Raw genomic sequence first — 18,591 nt, forward strand, 5'->3', positions numbered from 1 at the left:
TTCTCATAAGTCTTCACGTAACAACGCGCTTAGGCATTAAGCTATGGTCAATTTTCGTCCGATATTATTAGTGATAGGGTTAGTGTTATCAAAACTCGCCCTTTTCATGTACATCCCTACATTGGTTGCCTTTTTTACTGGCACCGGTGGTTTCCTCGAGTTTGGTCAATCGGTAGTGATCACGCACATCGTCGCGTTCATATGCTTGAGTTTAGGCCGTTCAGCTAAGTTCCGACTTGGGGTTCGGGACATGTTCCTGATCACCTCCCTAGTGTGGACAATAGCCAGTGCCTTCGCCGCGCTGCCGTTTGTGTTCATCAACCACATCAGCTTCACTGACGCCTACTTTGAAACCATGTCCGGTATTACCACAACAGGTTCCACGGTATTAAGTGGCTTAGACAGCATGGCACCAAGTATTCTATTGTGGCGCTCTATACTGCAGTGGCTCGGTGGCATAGGTTTCATCGTAATGGCGGTAGCGGTACTGCCGATGCTCAACGTCGGTGGTATGCGCCTCTTCCAAACCGAATCATCTGATTGGTCAGATAAAAGCAGCCCAAGAGCGAAAACCGTCGCCAAGAACATCGTTGCGGTTTATCTAGTATTAACTGGCCTATGTTTGGTGAGCTACCTGTTTGCAGGCATGAGTGTGTTTGATGCCATCAACCACTCATTCACAACGCTCTCTACAGGCGGTTACTCAACCTCAGATGGCTCAATGAACCACTTCTCCAACAGCGCTCACTGGGTGGGCACCGTGTTCATGTTCTTAGGTGGCCTACCATTCCTACTTTTTGTCAGTGCGCTGCGCGGTAGAAAGCTCTCTATCCTCTACAAAGATGCCCAAGTGAGAGGCTTCGCTTACCTATTCTTATTCACCAGTGCTGTGATATCCACATGGCTGGTGCTCAGAGATGGCTACACGGTATTGGATGCCATGCGTGTCTCGATGTTCAACATAGTGTCGGTTGTAACAACCACAGGCTTTGGCTTGGAAGACTTCACTGCGTGGGGCGCACTGCCTACCACCTTGTTTGCCTTCCTTATGATGGCGGGCGCATGTTCGGGTTCAACTTCTGGTGGTATCAAAATCTTCCGCTTCCAGATAGCGATGACTATGCTTCACAAACAGATGATGAAACTGATTCACCCATCAGGCGTGTTTGTTCAACGTTATAACCAACGCCCTGTCAGTGACGACATCGTGCGTTCATTGGTGGCGTTTGGTTTGATGTTCTTTATTACGATTATCTTAATTGCTGGTGGCTTGAGTGCGATGGGTTTAGACCCAATCACCAGTATCTCAGGCGCTATTACTGCAGTTGCCAACGTTGGCCCAGGCATGGGCAGCGTGATTGGCCCGACGGGTAACTTTGCTCCACTGCCAGACGCAGCTAAGTGGTTATTAAGCCTAGGTATGTTGATGGGAAGGCTTGAGATATTAACGCTAATTGTTCTATTCTTCCCAGCCTTCTGGCGACGCTAATTGCACGAATATTTAAGGAAACAGAGATGAAATCATACCTACTTATCGCAAGCGCACTGCTGAGCAGTTCAGCCTTCGCCGACCAAATGGTAACTCTTCAAGATGGAAAACAGATACTGCTGAAAGACGACTTTACGTGGCAGTACGTGGCACAGAAGCAAACGGAAGAAGCAGCGACAACATCAGAGATCGCCGTGCCTGTCGCAGCAGCGCCTGTTATGGCAGTTCCTGTGGCGACTAACGTGCGTGGTACGACGATTGTCGTTGATAGCAAAAAGCCAAGCTTGCAGCTATCTCAGTCAGGAGTTGATGTAGTGCTAGGCGCGAGTCACTATGAAGGTGGTGAGCTGATTATTCCAACCGCGATTACCAACCAAAGCACACAAGCCGTGATCTTAGTATCGGTAAAACTCGACCTGTATTCAGCGAGCGGTGAATTATTAGAAGAGAAAACGGTAGCCATTTGGAAATCGATTAAGCGTATGGCAGATACCTACCTTCGACCAAAAACAGATGCCGAAGGTACTTCCATCAAACTAGCGGTTGAACAGCACCCTGAGTACCAAATCAAAGCTGAAATCGTTGAAGTGCTGACTCGTTAAACCGGAGTCACATATAGATAGATAGCGAAGAAATGGCAAGCGCAGCCCGCCAACACAAACAAGTGCCAGATGGCATGATTGTAAGGGATGCGTTTTGCCACATAAAAAATCACTCCCAGCGAGTAAATCACACCACCGAGTGCTAGTAGCACCAAACCACCCATCTCGATATTCATCGCCAGTTGATACACCACAATCAATGACAACCACCCCATCGCCAAGTAAGTCACCAGTGACAAACGCTTAAATCGGTAGACGAAGGCAATCTTCATAATGATGCCCACCAACGCGATACCCCAAATCACCGCCATCAAGCCCATCGCTAATGGTGTTCTTAAACTCACCAATAAAAATGGCGTGTAGCTGCCCGCGATCAGTAAGTAGATCGCACAGTGATCGAGGGTTTTCAGTAGGCGCTTAGTCTTTTCTGTGGTGATCGAGTGATAAAGCGTGGAAGCGAGAAAAAGTAGGATAATGCTGCTGCCATACACCGCCATGCTCGCAATAGTCAGCATGTCGGCTTGATGGTCAAATGCACGAATCAGTAGCAGGATTAAACCAACCACGCCAAGCACAACACCCAAGCCATGGGTTATCGCATTGGCGTGTTCTTCTATGTCACTGTATTCGCTCGCCGATGATGCAGACATGATTATCCTACTAGAGTAAATGTTCGATTTGCCTAGTATTGCATATTAAGCTTACACGTGTAAGCTTAAATTTTTATGGCATCTTTTATGACATCGATGACGTCTAAACTGTTTGATGAAGCTAAGGTCTCTAAAGCTAAAGAACCAAAGAGCTAACTAAGAAGCGTTGTCTAGATACTCAAGTACCATCTTGCCTGCATCTTGTGGTGACGTATCCAATGGCACACTCAATTGACGCTGCAGCTGACCAATACCTAACAAGCTCGCCAACATACCTTTTGCACCATCGCGATTACGGTCTATCTCAAACCACAATTTAAGCTCGGTTTCATCACGATGAGCCACCACTTCTAGCTCACGCCAGCGACCATGATATGGGCCAGTGGTAGGAACAAACTCAAACTCTTGAACAAATGGCAGTTCAAAGCCTTCTACCGCTTCACACTCAACTTGGCGAATGCGTAAGCCTTGAGCTTCAAGTTCATTAAAAATACCATCGAGAAGTGCATCTGGGCGAACCGTTAAAATATCCTTATCCGATGGGTCAATCGCCATCGCAATATCTAATCCGGTTTCAAGCCATACTTTTGAATCACCAATCGTCACTGGGGTATTCAACGGAACATCAAACTCACACTCGAAATCACGGGTTTCACCCGGCTGAATAACAAAGGCATACGGTAGGCTCCATTTGGCCAACGAGTATGTCTGGTGCATTCGACGCTTTTGACCGCCCTCTTGTCTCTGCGAATTCATGGTGACTTCTTTAACATAACGACAGCACAGATTGAGATCGATGTTGTCGATCTCCTGCGGCTGAGCGCCACCATACACATGCACAATAATGCTCGCCTTTTGCCCTGGATAAAGCACTTCCTGTTGCAATACAGAATCTACCTTGGCAGACCCAATACCAAAACTTGCTAACGTTTTCTTTAAGAACGACATATGCACCTCCTTTAAAGCATCATCTTAAGCCTGAAAGAGGTTCAAACTCAAATATACTGCTCACACTATTTTAGCTCTAATATCGTCTATTTATCACTCAGGCGTCGATCGATAAGTTAGATAGTGATAATCTAAGCCTTGATATGCATGCATATCATTATCCTGATTTACTATTAGGATTGGCGAAAGCCAGACGAGTGACTCTTCAAGAAATTGAGGCGGACCTCATGGTAAATCAGGCCATTAGATTGGCAATGGATATGCCTGACCGTTAGGTAAATGAATGCGCCCAACAGCTGTCAGGTTCTCGCACACCAACCGTAGTGCGATGCGTCGTCGTAGTGGCTTTGTTGCTGCTCCAACGGCAAAGAAATTGGCTCCTACAATGACTCTAGTTCAGAAGACTGCTTTATTGGCACCTACTGCAACAAAAGTAATTAAAGCCGCTTAACGAAAAGCGCAGTTTTTACTGCGCTTTTTTCTTGCCCGCTCTCATATTGAAATGTGTTTACACATTGGTATTCCCTACCCGATTTGATACCTTAGCCACAAATCATTATAAAATTTGTGGAGAAATAAAGTATGAAGTGTCATCGCATTGAAGAACTGCTTGAACTGATGGAACCTGAGTGGCAGAAAGATCAAGAGCTTAACCTATTAGAATTCATCATTAAGCTATCAAAAGAAGCGGGCTACCAAGGCAAGCTTGAAGAACTGACTGACGATGTTCTTATCTATCACCTAAAAATGCGCAACAGCGAAAAAGATGAAATGATCCCAGGCCTGAAAAAAGACCAAGAAGATGATTTCAAAACCGCGATTCTAAAAGCGCGTGGCATCCTTTAACAGCTTAAATGCGTTAAAGCTTAATTGCCTTATCAATAAATTGCTCAACTCTAAAAAGCGACCTCTGGTCGCTTTTTTGTTTCTGTTCGCTATTTTTTCGTCACAACTGTTATGACTTTTGTTGTTAAAGGTTGATAGCGTTAAAGAAATGAGAACAAGATTGTCGCTATAATCGCCATCCATAAGAATCTTCTAAAATAATAAGAGTGAGTGCGATAACAACAAATGCACCAAGCTCAATTTCAACAGGTTCTCTAAACCATACTTTCAAGTAATGTCGTCATGTCCGATTTAACCGGGCAAATAAGCCACAAAAAGGATAGTCCATGAGTCAGGATAAAATCGATATCAAAGATGTGACTCCTAAAACCTTTAACCCAAAAACACATAAAGGTAATGGAGATCGATTTAACCCAAGTAACCGAATCTACGTTCGAGAAAGCAAAGGTAAATTCCAACAACTGCGTCGCTATGGCGGTTGGTTCTTACTTTTACTTTTTGCGCTTATCCCATGGATTCCATTTGGTGAACGCCAAGCGATCTTGCTCGATATCGGCAGCCAACAGTTCAACTTCTTTGGCACCACCTTATACCCGCAAGATCTGACCCTACTCGCAATCCTATTTATGATTGCCGCGTTTGGCTTATTCTTCATAACCACCTTCTTAGGCCGTGTCTGGTGTGGCTATTTATGCCCGCAAACCGTCTGGACCTTCATGTATATCTGGTTCGAAGAGAAGCTAGAAGGCGCTGCAAATAAGCGAAGAAAACAAGACTCGGGCAAACTGACGAGCACTTTAATCCTCAGAAAAACCCTCAAACACATTGCGTGGTGGGCGATTGCCATTGCGACTGGCTTAACCTTTGTTGGTTACTTCATCCCAATCAAAGAGTTAGTGGTTGGCTTCTTTACCTTTAACTCGTCTTTCTGGCCGGTGTTTTGGGTACTGTTCTTTGCTGGGTGTACTTATGCCAATGCGGGTTGGATGCGTTCAATTGTTTGTCTGCACATGTGTCCTTACGCACGTTTCCAGTCGGCAATGTTCGATAAAGACACCTTCATCGTTGGTTACAACACAGAGCGCGGTGAAAACCGTGGCCCTCGCTCTCGTAAAGCCGATCCAAAAGAGCTTGGTCTAGGCGACTGTATTGACTGTAACCTGTGTGTTCAAGTGTGCCCTACGGGGATTGATATCCGTGATGGCCTGCAATACGAGTGTATTAACTGCGGCGCGTGTATTGATGCCTGTGACAACACCATGGAGCGTATGGGCTACGAAAAAGGCCTGATCAACTACACCACCGAGCACAGACTTGAAGGTCATTCAACCAAGGTAATGCGCCCTAAGCTATTAGGCTATGGGGCCATCTTGATCGTGATGCTGGGCTTGTTCTTCGCCCAAATCGCGAGCGTTGATCCTGCCGGCCTAAGTGTTCTGCGTGACAGAAATCAACTGTTCAGAGTCAATAACCAAGGGTTGGTTGAAAACACCTACACCTTGAAAGTGATCAACAAGACTCAAAAAGAGCAAGAGTACAAGCTCGATGTTAGCGGACTGCCCGACTCTATCTGGTATGGTAAACAGACGATTACTGTCGATCCAGGCGAGGTTTTGAACCTACCTATCAGTTTAGGCGCCGACCCAGAAAAACTGAGCTCACCAGTTTCGACAATTCAGTTTATACTCTCGGATAATGAAGAGTTTACGATGGAAGTCGAAAGCCGCTTTATCAAGAAGCTCTGATACCCGCACCTTAGTGCTTGGTATAACAACCCAATAAATGGAAAAAGGCTCAGTAATGAGCCTTTTTTATTCTATGACGATGCAAGCCTTTAACTTTGATAACCTGACTCCTGACTTCATGTGGTACGCACTGGAGAGCATCGGAGTTCGAGCTGAATCTGGGCTACTCGCTCTCAACAGTTACGAAAACCGTGTCTATCAGTTCACCGATGAAGACCGTAAGCGCTACGTCGTTAAGTTTTATCGTCCGCAACGCTGGAACAAGGCACAGATCCAAGAAGAGCATGACTTCGCACTCGAGCTTATCGAACAAGAGATGCCAGTTGCGCCTCCAATGCGAATCAACGGTGCAACCTTACATGAATACCAAGGCTACCTATTTGCACTATTTGAAAGTGTTGGCGGCAGACAGTATGAAGTCGACAATCTAGATCAATTGGAAGGCGTTGGACGTTTTCTTGGTCGTATTCATAAAGCCAGTGCGGGAAGAATATTCCAGCACCGACCGACCATCAGCTTAGATGAATACCTTTATCAGCCACGTAAGATTCTAGAGAATTCTCAGTTTATCCCGACGCACCTAGAAAATGCCTTCTTCAATGACGTCGACCTTCTGATCAAAGAGCTAGAGAGCCAATGGCCGAGCAACATTGAGAATATCCGCCTGCATGGTGACTGCCACCCAGGCAATATCTTGTGGCGCGATGGGCCAATGTTCGTCGACCTTGATGACGCACGTAACGGCCCTGCGATACAAGATCTGTGGATGCTGCTTAATGGCGAACGCCAAGATAAACTGATGCAACTCGATATTCTGCTAGAGAGTTATCAAGAGTTTTGCGATTTTAATACCTCGCAAGTGAAACTAATCGAACCACTACGCGGTCTACGTATGGTGCATTACATGGCATGGTTAGCGAAGCGATGGCACGATCCGGCGTTTCCTTTGGCCTTCCCGTGGTTTAATGATCCGAAATATTGGGAGCAACAAGTACTTGCTTGTAAAGAGCAAATTGCTACCCTGCAAGAGCCACCACTTTCGTTAATGCCTCAGTGGTAACCGCAATCGCAACATACAACTAGATAAAAATTCAAACATAATGGAGATTGGATAAATGAAAAAGCTATTCGCATTTTTCTCATTGATCATGTTGAGCCTTTCAGCTCACGCTGCGAAATTTAACGAAGGTGAGCACTACAAAGTTCTCGATCTAGAAGCATCAAAGAAGCCAGTAGTAACAGAGTTTTTCTCTTTCTACTGCCCTCACTGTAATAGCTTTGAGCCTATCATCCAGCAGCTAAAACAACAGCTACCTGCTGACGCTAAGCTACAGAAGAACCATGTTTCATTCATGGGTGGCAACATGGGTCTGCCAATGAGTAAGGCTTACGCGACCATGATTGCACTGAAAGTTGAAGACAAGATGGTACCAGTGATGTTTAACCGCATTCACAACATGAACAAGCCACCACGTGATGAAGCAGAACTACGTCAAATCTTCCTAGACGAAGGTGTTGATGCTAAGAAGTTTGATGCGGCATACAATGGCTTTGCGGTAGATTCAATGGTTCGTCGTTTCGACAAAGCATTTAAAGATAGCGGCCTTTCAGGTGTACCAGCTGTTGTGGTTAACAACCGCTACCTAGTAGAAGCTCAAGGTATCAACTCTCTTGATGAGTACTTCGAGCTCGTGAACTTCTTATTAAAGAAGTAAGCCATTGATGAAAGGAAGCTTCGGCTTCCTTTTTTTTGCTAGTTCAAAAATCATTATTGATAAATAATCAGCCAGAAAACGCAGTGCTTTACTGATATTAATAACCCGTCCTAAGAATCGGTGGGCAAGGAGCCCTTAAATGAAAATAAAAATAACTCTCTTGGCATTGAGCGTTGCGGCTTCTCCCGCTTTTGCCAAGCTTGCAGACCAACAAGGTTTCAGTGGTGAAATATCTATCAATACCGGAGTCGCCTCTTCTACGTCAAACTTTAATACCGATGCTGATAGCAATCTTTCATCTATAAATCAGAAGGCTTCTTCAGAAAGCTCGTTTCTTGTCGCCCCTTTAGGCAGTGTTGCTTATACCTTTGGTGAGAAGCTAAATCACCAGGTTTACACGGGTACCGCTCGTGATGACGTAGCTACGGGTACTGTTGTGCTAGAAGTTGGTTATAAATACCAGCTTGAGTCTGGCATGGTGATCGACGCGTCACTGCTGCCAACCATTATGTCAGGTGAGACCTGGGCTGATCCGTACAACACCACATCAGCTCGTACGAAGACCGATGAAACTGGCAATGCCTTTCGTTTGAAACTAAGCAGCATTGCGGGCTCAGCTTTCTCGCTAGACATGGCTTATGCGACTAAAGATGTCGACAAGGATGATATTCAAGAGCAAGAGCTCAAACGAGATGCAAATACTCTCTATTTGAAAGGTCAATATCGCCTGCCATTAAGTCGTACCATGATGCTTATCCCATCTATCATCTACCAAACACGTGATGCAGATGGTAAAGCTGAGTCTTACGACCAATTCGGTGGTGAGGTAAGCTTGTTTGGTGGCATGGGGCGTCACCAGTACGCACTAACGGCGGGTTATAACCAACGCTCTTACGATGCCAGCAACCCGATCTACGACAAGAAACGCAGCGACGACAATATCAACCTATTCGCTGCCTACGAGTATGACCAATTCATGGATTGGGAAAACTGGTCGTTTGTTTCACTGGCGGGCTACGGCACCAGCGACTCGAACATTACCTTCTACGACGAGTCTCAATATATCGTTTCAGTTGGCTTGAACTACAAGTTCTAACCTTAGCGAGTATGAACTGCAATCCAACGAAAGCCTGCATCTTGCAGGCTTTTTTCTACTTGCTAGACAGCTTGTGCCGTGAGTTGTTTCAACAATCGATCCATCGCTCGATAGCCAAGCGCTTCTGATAGATGTTTCTTTTCGATCTGCTCGTTACCGTCAAGGTCGGCAATGGTTCGTGCCACCTTAATGATTCGATGATAAGCACGAATCGATAAACCCAATCGGTGCAACGCCGTTTCTAGAAACTCAGCATCCTCACGTCTTAATGGGCAATACTTCTCAATTTCTCGGCTACCTAACAGTGCATTCGATTTATGGTTTCGAGATAACATCAACTGGCGCGCCTGCCTGACCCTTTGCTTTACGACTTGAGTCGTTTCACCGCGGTCGCCACCTTCGGCTAACATTCCTTTTGGCAACAGAGGGATCTCTAACGACATATCGAATCTATCCAACAATGGTCCGGATAAGCGATTGAGGTAACGAAGGATGATCTGTGGGTTTGCGCGAGCTTGATTTCCCTCGTAGTAACCTGTCGGACTAGGGTTCAATGCACCGACTAATTGAAAGCGCGCAGGAAAACGAGTCTTACCCGCCGCGCGCGAAATGATTATCTCGCCCGACTCTAGTGGCTCTCGCAGTGAATCAAGCACTTTACGCTCAAATTCGGGCATTTCATCCAGAAACAGTAAGCCATTGTGGGCCAGAGAGATCTCTCCAGGGCGAGGTACCGAACCACCACCCACCAATGCCGCCATCGAACTCGAATGGTGAGGCGATCGAAAAGGTCGTTGCTTCCAGTTGTATTGATTGATCTCTTGTTGCGTTAACGAGGCCACCGACGCGGTTTCCATCGCCTCGTCATCACTCATTTCAGGTAGCAAGTCACGCAGTCGAGAAGCGAGCATGGTCTTGCCTGTTCCGGGCGGGCCAAGGAACAGTAAGTTGTGGTTCCCAGCAGCGGCTATCTCCAGAGCTCGCTTGCCTTGTTGTTGGCCGATAATATCTTGTAGGTCGCGAAGCACTGAAACATCAGCCTGATGATGTTCCGTTCTATATAGACTAAGCTGAGCCTGACCACACATATCCGCACAAACCTCCAACAAGGTTTGTGCAGACTTATGTGCCCCTTTCCCGACTAGGGCTGCCTGATCGCCATTGTGATGCGGTACGACTAAGCAACGCTCAACTCTGTCAGCTGCGAGTGTTGCAGGCAGCACCCCTTTCACTGAGCGCAACTCACCCGACAGCGCTAACTCACCAATAAATTCATGTTGAGCTATTTTTGATGTGGGTAACTGGTCCGACGCAACTAAAATCCCAAGCGCGATAGGCAAGTCAAACCGCCCGCCTTCTTTCGGTAAATCTGCAGGAGCTAAGTTAACCGTGATTCTTTTGGATGGAAACTCAAAGCGAGAATTGATGATCGCGCTTCTCACTCGATCTTTAGATTCCTTGACCGTTGTTTCTGGTAAACCCACCAACGTAAAACCGGGCATTCCATTGCTGATATGCACCTCTACGGTCACTTCTGGAGCCTCTACACCCACACTAGCTCGACTATGAATTATCGCGAGTCCCATAACTTTCCTTTGTCTTTGATTTAAAAGTATTCGCCCTGGATATTCATTGCTCACCAAAGCGATAAGGTTGTTATATAGCGTGGTGGAATGGTGTTTTAATGTGAAAAAAGAATGACATTTTCCTTGTCATGCAGCAGATTTGTGTGATAACACTAGGGATGTAGACATTTACTGAAGACAATAAACGAGAAAACTCGAATATTATGATTTTTAACGCTCGCATTTACGCACTGATTAACCTGATTATCGTAGTCATTATTAAGACTGCGCGGGGGCGAGTGGGAAGAAAGTAACCACGAATTAGAAAAAACCCCCGCACTGACAAGTCCGGGGGTTTTTTCTAATTTAAACATTCGATTTTTATATTTTTGAGCATTTTCGGCTTTGCCGATTTACAGGAAGAATGGGAGCACAAGATGTGCAGAGACAAAGGAAACAGTTACCAAAATAAAGGTAATACGGGAGAATTCCGATGAAAGGCGCAGAACTAGTCGTATCCGCACTCAAGCAACAAGGAATTGAGACCGTATTTGGTTACCCAGGTGGTGCCATCATGCCAATCTACGATGCACTTTATGACGGCGGAGTTGAGCATATCCTATGTCGTCATGAGCAAGGCGCCGCTATGGCCGCGATAGGTATGGCTCGTGCAACACAAGATGTCGCTGTTTGTATGGCAACCTCGGGACCAGGTGCAACTAACCTAGTCACTGGCCTTGCCGATGCCTTTATGGATTCAATCCCATTGGTTGCTATCACAGGTCAGGTTGCAAGTTCCCACATTGGTACCGATGCATTCCAAGAGATGGATGTGATTGGCATGTCTCTGTCATGTACTAAGCACAGTTACCTAGTGACCGACATTGAAGAATTAGCTCCAACCTTAGCTGAAGCCTTTGTTGTCGCGAAGTCAGGCCGCCCAGGTCCAGTTATCGTCGATATCGCTAAAGATGTTCAACTAGCAGAAGCTCCTGTTAAAACTCTCCCAGAATTTACTCCACCAGCGATTCCTGTTGCAACAACCGATGCTATTGAGCAGGCACAGTACTTTTTGTCTCAAGCAACCCGTCCTGTTTTATACGTAGGTGGTGGTGTTCAACTTGCTAAAGCGACTAATGCTGTTCGTGAGTTCTTACGCCTAAACCCAATGCCTGCGGTAAGTACACTGAAAGGCTTGGGTACCATCGAACGTGACGACCCACACTACCTTGGCATGCTAGGTATGCACGGCACCAAAGCGGCTAACCTAGTGGTTCAAGAGAGTGACCTGCTGATTGTTGTCGGCGCTCGTTTCGATGACCGAGTAACCGGCAAGCTTGATACCTTTGCACCACACGCGAAGGTTATCCATATCGATATCGACGCCGCTGAGTTCAGCAAACTACGTCTTGCTAATGCGCCAATTCGTGGTGACATCAACAAGATCATGCCTCAATTGGAACTAAGCCAAGACATCTCCTCTTGGGTTCACCACTCTGAAGGCCTACGCAGCTCATTCAAATGGCGCTACGACCACCCTGGCGATCTAATCTTTGCTCCACTACTGTTGAAGCAACTGTCAGACATGATGCCAGCAAGCTCTATTGTTTCGACCGATGTTGGCCAACACCAAATGTGGGCAGCTCAACACATTCAACCTCGCGATCCACAGAACTTCATCACCTCTGCCGGTTTGGGCACCATGGGCTTTGGTTTACCAGCCGCCATGGGTGCATCGGTTGGACGTCCTGATGACCAATCGATTCTAATCTCTGGTGATGGCTCGTTCATGATGAACGTACAAGAACTTGGCACACTCAAACGCCGCCAAATCCCAGTGAAGATGGTGCTTCTAAACAACTCTCGTTTAGGCATGGTTCGTCAGTGGCAATCACTGTTCTTCGATGGTCGCCACAGTGAAACCATCCTAGATGACAACCCAGACTTCGTGATGCTAGCGAAAGCCTTCGATATCCCGGGTAAAACCATTACGCGCAAAGAAGAAGTAGAGCCAGCACTGAAAGAGATGCTAGAGAGCAAAACCGCTTACCTACTTCATGTTCTTATCGATGAAGAAGAGAACGTATGGCCACTAGTACCACCAGGTGCTTCAAACAGTGAGATGTTGGAGAACACATAACATGAAAAGATACCTATTAGACATCAAAGCCGATGATAAGCCTGTACTACTAGAGCGTGTTCTTCGTGTTATCCGCCACCGTGGCTTTATTGTTAAACAAGTAGCGGGCACTCAAAACCACGAAAGCAAAGTGGCGAGTGTTGAGATTATTGTAGACAGTGACCGTCCGATCTCTTTCTTGGTAAACCAAATCGAAAAGCTGTGGGATGTGCGTACCGTTGACGTTATCTCGATCAGCCGTAATGAACTACCAAACAATAACTTACAACAAAAGATAAACGCATAAGGAACCGCAAACATGACAGCTAAAACAGCAGACTATATTTGGTTTAACGGTGAGATGGTTCCTTGGGCAGAGGCGAACGTTCACGTCCTGACTCACGCAATGCACTACGGTACTTCTGTGTTTGAAGGTGTTCGTTGTTACAACACACCAAAAGGGCCGGTTATCTTCCGTCACCCTGAGCACGCTAAGCGCCTAAAAGATTCAGCAAAAATCTACCGCTTCCCTATTCCTTACACTGAGGAAGAAATTATGGAAGCGACTCGCGAAACGCTACGCCAAAATAAGCTAGAGTCAGCGTACATTCGCCCTCTAGGTTTCGTTGGCAACGTTGGTTTGGGTGTCTGCCCGCCAGAAAATACCGAGATGGAACTGATCATCGCTGCTTTCCCTTGGGGTTCTTACCTAGGCGAAGAAGCGCTAGAAAACGGCGTTGATGCGATGATTTCTAGCTGGAACCGTGCCGCTCCAAACACGATCCCAACCGCAGCGAAAGCCGGTGGTAACTACCTATCTTCACTACTGGTTGGTGGTGAAGCTCGTCGTCATGGTTACGATGAAGGCATCGCACTGAGTGTTGATGGTTACCTTTCTGAAGGGGCTGGTGAGAACATCTTTGTGGTACGTAACGGCGTGCTATCAACGCCACCAGCGACCAGCGCAATTCTGCCGGGTATCACTCGTGATTCGATCATGACACTAGCAAAAGACATGGGTTATGAGATCCGTGAAGAGAACATTGCTCGTGAAGCGCTATACCTTGCCGATGAAGTATTCATGACAGGCACAGCTGCCGAGATCGTTCCGGTTCGCAGCGTAGACAAAATTACAGTAGGTGAAGGCAAACGCGGTCCTATCACTGAAAAAGTTCAAGCGGCTTACTTTGGCCTATTCAATGGCACCACTGAAGATAAGTGGGGCTGGTTAGACTACGTTTACCCAGCAGACCAAACTTCAGAAAACCAAACGCAAACAGCTAAGTAAGCAACAGCCAAATATTTTATAAGGATTTAAGCAATGCCAATCTATCGTTCAGCAACGACTACCCACGGACGCAACATGGCTGGTGCGCGCGCTTTATGGCGTGCAACTGGCGTTAAAGATGATGACTTCGGTAAGCCAATCATCGCGGTTGTAAACTCGTTCACTCAATTCGTACCAGGCCACGTTCACCTTAAAGATATGGGTCAACTGGTTGCGGGTGAAATCGAGAAAGCGGGCGGTATCGCTAAAGAATTCAACACCATCGCAGTCGATGATGGTATCGCAATGGGCCACGGCGGCATGCTGTACTCACTGCCATCACGTGAGCTTATTGCCGATTCAGTAGAATACATGGTCAATGCACACTGTGCGGATGCAATGGTGTGTATCTCTAACTGTGACAAAATCACTCCGGGAATGATGATGGCTGCAATGCGTCTAAACATCCCAGTGATCTTTGTTTCTGGCGGCCCTATGGAAGCGGGTAAAACCAAGCTTTCAGATCAAATCATCAAGCTAGACCTTGTTGACGCAATGATCCAAGGTGCCGACCCAACGATTTCAGACGAGCAAAGTGAGCAAGTAGAACGCTCTGCATGTCCAACATGTGGTTCTTGTTCAGGCATGTTCACAGCGAACTCAATGAACTGTCTAACTGAAGCGCTAGGCCTATCTCAGCCTGGTAACGGCTCTATGCTAGCAACGCACGCTGACCGTGAAGAGTTATTCATCAATGCTGGTAAGCGCATCGTTGACCTAACCAAGCGTTACTACGAGCAAGATGACGAATCAGCACTGCCTCGTAACATCGCAAACCGCGCAGCATTTGAAAACGCGATGGCACTGGATATCGCAATGGGCGGTTCTAGTAACACCGTTCTTCACCTATTGGCTTCTGCTCAAGAAGGTGAGATTGACTTTGATATGGGCGATATAGACGAAATGTCTCGCCGCGTTCCCCACCTATGTAAGGTTGCGCCTTCAACGCCGAAATACCACATGGAAGACGTTCACCGCGCTGGTGGTGTGATGGCTATCCTTGGCGAACTTGACCGCGCAGGTCTACTGAACAACCAAACTCGCACCGTGCTTGGTCTAAGTATGCAAGAGCAACTTGCACAGTACGACATTATGCAGACAGAAGACGAAGCGGTACTTAAGTTCTTCCGTGCTGGCCCTGCGGGCATCCGTACAACTAAAGCTTTCTCACAAGATTGCCGTTGGGATCGCCTTGATGACGATCGCAAAGAAGGTTGTATTCGTACTAAAGAAAACGCATTCAGCCAAGAAGGTGGCCTAGCGGTACTTTCAGGTAACATCGCCGTTGATGGTTGTATCGTGAAGACTGCGGGTGTTGATGAAGAAAACCTTAAATTCCAAGGTCCAGCAATCGTATTTGAAAGCCAAGATACAGCAGTAGAAGGTATCTTAGCGGGTAAAGTAAAAGCAGGCGAAGTCGTGGTTATTCGCTACGAAGGCCCTAAAGGTGGTCCAGGTATGCAGGAAATGCTGTACCCAACCACTTACTTGAAATCAATGGGCCTAGGCAAGTCATGTGCTCTACTGACTGATGGTCGCTTCTCTGGTGGTACATCGGGTCTGTCTATCGGCCACGCTTCTCCAGAAGCAGCAAGTGGCGGTGTAATTGGTCTGGTTAATACTGGCGATATCATCACTATCGACATCCCTAGCCGTTCAATCACGCTTGATGTACCAGAAGCGGAACTAACAGCACGTCGTGAAAAACAAGATGCATTAGGCTGGAAACCAGAAAACCGTCAGCGTGAAGTGTCATTCGCACTGAAAGCTTACGCGAGCATGGCAACCAGTGCCGACAAGGGCGCAGTGCGTGATAAGTCTAAGCTTGAGGGCTAACTATGAGTGACGACACCTCCAGTCCAAAAAAACAAAGTGGTGCAGATTATCTGCGCCAGATCCTGAGAGCACCGGTTTACGAAGCGGCAATCGTGACACCTCTGCAAGATATGCCACGTCTAAGCGCTCGTATCGGTAATCAAGTTCAGCTAAAACGAGAAGACCGTCAGCCGGTACACTCGTTCAAGCTGCGCGGTGCCTACAACATGGTTTCAAGTCTTTCTGAACAACAGAAAGCCGCAGGTGTGATTGCTGCATCGGCAGGTAACCATGCTCAAGGTATGGCGCTGTCCGGTTCTAAGCTTGGTATTCAGACCACGATTGTGATGCCAAAAACGACGCCGGATATCAAGGTTGATGCGGTACGCGGATTTGGTGGTAACGTGGTTCTGCACGGCAGTAATTTCGATGAAGCAAAAGCGGAAGCGGAACGCCTGTCGGCTGAACATGGCTTCACCTTTGTACCTCCTTTCGATCACCCACTGGTGATTGCAGGGCAAGGTACTATGGGCATGGAGATGCTGCAGCAAAACGGTCACATGGATTATATATTTGTGCCGGTTGGTGGTGGTGGCTTAGCCGCTGGTGTTGCAGTGCTTATCAAACAACTGATGCCAGAGATTAAAGTGATTGCGGTAGAGCCTGAAGACTCGGCTTGCTTGAAAGCGGCACTGGATGCGGGTGAACCAGTGGTACTGGATCAGGTCAGCATGTTTGCTGATGGTGTTGCGGTTAAACGCATTGGTGAAGAAACCTTCCGTCTTTGCCAACAGTACATTGATGGTCATATTACAGTCTCTAGCGATGAAATCTGCTCTGCGGTAAAGGACATCTTTGAAGACACCCGTGCAATTGCCGAACCTTCAGGAGCACTTGCTCTGGCAGGTCTTAAGAAGTTTGCTGAACAAAACAAACTGCAAGATAAGCAACTGGCGACGGTATTGTCTGGTGCTAACACCAACTTCCACGGTCTGCGTTATGTCTCTGAACGTTGTGAGTTAGGTGAGAAGCGAGAAGGTCTGCTTGCGGTGACGATTCCAGAGCGACAAGGTGCGTTCCTAGAGTTCTGTAACATTATTGGTGGTCGAGCGGTGACTGAGTTTAACTACCGCCACAACGACGAAAGCCTGGCGAATATCTTCGTTGGTGTACGTCTACAAGGTGGACAAGAAGAACTCGAACACATCATCAATGACCTGCGTGAGGGTGACTACGCGGTTGTCGACTTGTCTGATGACGAGATGGCAAAGCTGCACATTCGTTACATGATTGGCGGTAAACCATCGAAGCCATTGAAAGAACGTCTTTACAGCTTTGAGTTTCCTGAATACCCAGGTGCATTGATTAAATTCCTTGATACCTTAGGGACTCACTGGAATATCAGCTTGTTCAACTATCGTAACCATGGTGCTGACTACGGTCGTGTGCTGTGTGGTTTTGAGCTTGGTGATGACGATTTGGCTCAGTTCTCTACGCACTTAGAAGAACTCGGCTACCAATGCAAAGATGAAACCGATAACCCTTCCTACAAGTTCTTCTTGTCTTAAGAGTTCGGCCTAAGCATGAAAAAGAGCGAGTTATGATAACTCGCTCTTTTTATTGGGCGGATTCAAACCTAACCCGAATGATCTTCAACGGATCGCATCATTAGATCGCTTTGCGATGATCCAACCAATCTTGGTGAAGCTGTTCACTCGATCCTAAATACTTAACCATCCACTCGATCAACTTATGGTTGTCGTCTTTACGCCACACTAAGCAGCAATGACTCTGAGGGCTAGGTTCAGGCAATATTTTCTCCACCAGCAAGCCTTGTTCAATAATAGGAGCAGCAATATGCCTTGGCATGTAACCCACCCCAACACCATTTTTAAGACACTCTATTGCGCTGTACCAGTTAGGTAATAGAAGACGTCTCTGAATTGCATAATGGCCAGTGTGACGCTTAGGCAGCACGCTGGAGGTATCATCCAAACAGATCGCTGGATATTGACTGACAAAGGCTTCATTGAGGTTTTGTTCTCGCACACAAGGGTGACTGGGTGACATGACAAATGCCCAATCTAACCGCCCCATATCCTTTACTTCAAAATCACCGCCAACCGGAATCGCTGAAGTGGCGCCAATCACGACATCCGCCCTGCCCTGAGCAATCGCCTCCCAAGAGCCGTTAAACACTTCCATGTTGATCTGCAGTTCAGCGAACTCAAAGGTTTGATAAAACTCTTCAATCATTGGCTTCATCTTGTCGAGCTTAACCACGTTATCAAGGGTTAGACGTAAGGTTTTCTTCCAACCACGCGCAGCTCGGCGAGTTTGCGCACTGAGTTCTTCCATTTGCCTCAGTAGTTGGCGAGCCTCTTCAATAAACAGCTCCCCAGCAGGCGTCAGCTCTACTTTTCTTGGTAAGCGCCTGAAAAGTAATACATCAAGCTCTTTCTCTACCTGCCTAACCCCATAGCTGATCGCCGATGGTACTTTGTGCAATTGTTCAGCAGCGGCGGTAAAGCTGCCCAAGCGAGCAACGGTATCAAGCATTTCTAACGAGGATTTAGAGAACATAAGCCTTCAAATTTTTTGATTGATAACTACATATTTTAGCGTTTTATTTTATCAGCTCTGAAAAATAGAATGTCAGCATAAATAAACAGGG

Annotated in this window: 17 protein-coding genes; 13 read left to right on the plus strand and 4 right to left on the minus strand. The window is 46.8% G+C overall.

Annotated features, from left to right (window positions below; translation table 11 throughout):
- Nucleotides 1–43 precede the first annotated feature (43 nt).
- Nucleotides 44–1,489 (plus strand): TrkH family potassium uptake protein, encoded by a 1,446-nt coding sequence (locus OQJ75_RS18380; RefSeq protein ID WP_265974287.1) that lies wholly within the window; start codon nucleotides 44–46, stop codon nucleotides 1,487–1,489.
- A 26-nt stretch (nucleotides 1,490–1,515) separates the two neighbouring features.
- Nucleotides 1,516–2,091, plus strand: coding sequence for a DUF3157 family protein (locus tag OQJ75_RS18385; RefSeq protein ID WP_265974288.1), 576 nt, complete (start codon nucleotides 1,516–1,518; stop codon nucleotides 2,089–2,091).
- Here the strand turns inward: OQJ75_RS18385 and trhA are convergent.
- Entirely contained in the window at nucleotides 2,088–2,741 is a 654-nt protein-coding gene (trhA, locus tag OQJ75_RS18390) for a PAQR family membrane homeostasis protein TrhA (RefSeq protein ID WP_265974289.1), read from the minus strand. The two genes, OQJ75_RS18385 and trhA, sit on opposite strands and share 4 nt — an antisense overlap.
- A gap of 156 nt (nucleotides 2,742–2,897) precedes the next feature.
- Nucleotides 2,898–3,689: a sporulation protein gene (locus OQJ75_RS18395; protein WP_029405285.1), complete on the minus strand. Its 792-nt coding sequence runs from the start codon at nucleotides 3,687–3,689 to the stop codon at nucleotides 2,898–2,900.
- 283 nt (nucleotides 3,690–3,972) lie between these two features.
- Between OQJ75_RS18395 and OQJ75_RS18400 the strand changes: the two genes are divergently transcribed.
- The 6 genes from OQJ75_RS18400 (at nucleotide 3,973) to OQJ75_RS18425 (ending at nucleotide 9,091) form a co-directional block, all read left to right on the plus strand.
- Nucleotides 3,973–4,140 (plus strand): hypothetical protein, encoded by a 168-nt coding sequence (locus OQJ75_RS18400; protein ID WP_004735761.1) that lies wholly within the window; start codon nucleotides 3,973–3,975, stop codon nucleotides 4,138–4,140.
- 131 nt (nucleotides 4,141–4,271) lie between these two features.
- Nucleotides 4,272–4,535: a YihD family protein gene (locus tag OQJ75_RS18405; protein ID WP_017631537.1), complete on the plus strand. Its 264-nt coding sequence runs from the start codon at nucleotides 4,272–4,274 to the stop codon at nucleotides 4,533–4,535.
- A gap of 326 nt (nucleotides 4,536–4,861) precedes the next feature.
- Nucleotides 4,862–6,280 (plus strand): cytochrome c oxidase accessory protein CcoG, encoded by a 1,419-nt coding sequence (ccoG, locus tag OQJ75_RS18410; RefSeq protein WP_265974290.1) that lies wholly within the window; start codon nucleotides 4,862–4,864, stop codon nucleotides 6,278–6,280.
- 73 nt (nucleotides 6,281–6,353) lie between these two features.
- Nucleotides 6,354–7,340 (plus strand): serine/threonine protein kinase, encoded by a 987-nt coding sequence (locus OQJ75_RS18415; protein WP_265974311.1) that lies wholly within the window; start codon nucleotides 6,354–6,356, stop codon nucleotides 7,338–7,340.
- A 55-nt stretch (nucleotides 7,341–7,395) separates the two neighbouring features.
- Nucleotides 7,396–7,995 carry a thiol:disulfide interchange protein DsbA/DsbL gene (locus OQJ75_RS18420; protein WP_176680641.1) on the plus strand — a complete coding sequence of 200 codons (600 nt, stop codon included), beginning with the start codon at nucleotides 7,396–7,398 and terminating at the stop codon, nucleotides 7,993–7,995.
- 139 nt (nucleotides 7,996–8,134) lie between these two features.
- A complete protein-coding gene (locus OQJ75_RS18425; protein ID WP_017631541.1) occupies nucleotides 8,135–9,091 on the plus strand; it encodes a DUF2860 domain-containing protein in 957 nt (318 codons plus the stop codon).
- A 62-nt stretch (nucleotides 9,092–9,153) separates the two neighbouring features.
- Here OQJ75_RS18425 and OQJ75_RS18430 read toward each other — a convergent pair whose 3' ends face one another.
- Nucleotides 9,154–10,677, minus strand: coding sequence for a YifB family Mg chelatase-like AAA ATPase (locus OQJ75_RS18430; RefSeq protein ID WP_265974291.1), 1,524 nt, complete (start codon nucleotides 10,675–10,677; stop codon nucleotides 9,154–9,156).
- A 472-nt stretch (nucleotides 10,678–11,149) separates the two neighbouring features.
- Here OQJ75_RS18430 and ilvG point away from each other — a divergent pair, with 472 nt between their 5' ends.
- From ilvG to ilvA, 5 genes are read left to right on the plus strand one after another with little or no spacing between them, the layout of a single operon-like run.
- Complete coding sequence (ilvG, locus tag OQJ75_RS18435) at nucleotides 11,150–12,796, plus strand: acetolactate synthase 2 catalytic subunit (protein ID WP_265974293.1); 1,647 nt, start codon at nucleotides 11,150–11,152, stop codon at nucleotides 12,794–12,796.
- Nucleotide 12,797: 1 nt separating this feature from the next.
- Nucleotides 12,798–13,082 (plus strand): acetolactate synthase 2 small subunit, encoded by a 285-nt coding sequence (ilvM, locus tag OQJ75_RS18440; RefSeq protein WP_017055442.1) that lies wholly within the window; start codon nucleotides 12,798–12,800, stop codon nucleotides 13,080–13,082.
- 12 nt (nucleotides 13,083–13,094) lie between these two features.
- Nucleotides 13,095–14,063 carry a branched-chain amino acid transaminase gene (locus tag OQJ75_RS18445; RefSeq protein ID WP_050622187.1) on the plus strand — a complete coding sequence of 323 codons (969 nt, stop codon included), beginning with the start codon at nucleotides 13,095–13,097 and terminating at the stop codon, nucleotides 14,061–14,063.
- 33 nt (nucleotides 14,064–14,096) lie between these two features.
- Entirely contained in the window at nucleotides 14,097–15,938 is a 1,842-nt protein-coding gene (gene ilvD, locus OQJ75_RS18450) for a dihydroxy-acid dehydratase (RefSeq protein WP_265974294.1), read from the plus strand.
- A gap of 2 nt (nucleotides 15,939–15,940) precedes the next feature.
- Nucleotides 15,941–17,485 carry a threonine ammonia-lyase, biosynthetic gene (gene ilvA, locus OQJ75_RS18455; protein WP_017107536.1) on the plus strand — a complete coding sequence of 515 codons (1,545 nt, stop codon included), beginning with the start codon at nucleotides 15,941–15,943 and terminating at the stop codon, nucleotides 17,483–17,485.
- Between the two features lie 100 nt (nucleotides 17,486–17,585).
- On the opposite strand, the gene punR is transcribed toward ilvA, so the two are convergent.
- On the minus strand, nucleotides 17,586–18,500 hold the full coding sequence (gene punR / locus OQJ75_RS18460; RefSeq protein WP_265974295.1) for a DNA-binding transcriptional activator PunR: 915 nt from the start codon (nucleotides 18,498–18,500) through the stop codon (nucleotides 17,586–17,588).
- Nucleotides 18,501–18,591 lie beyond the last annotated feature (91 nt).

This window comes from Vibrio sp. 14G-20, assembly GCF_026241515.1.
In the GTDB taxonomy this organism is placed as follows: Bacteria; Pseudomonadota; Gammaproteobacteria; order Enterobacterales; family Vibrionaceae; genus Vibrio.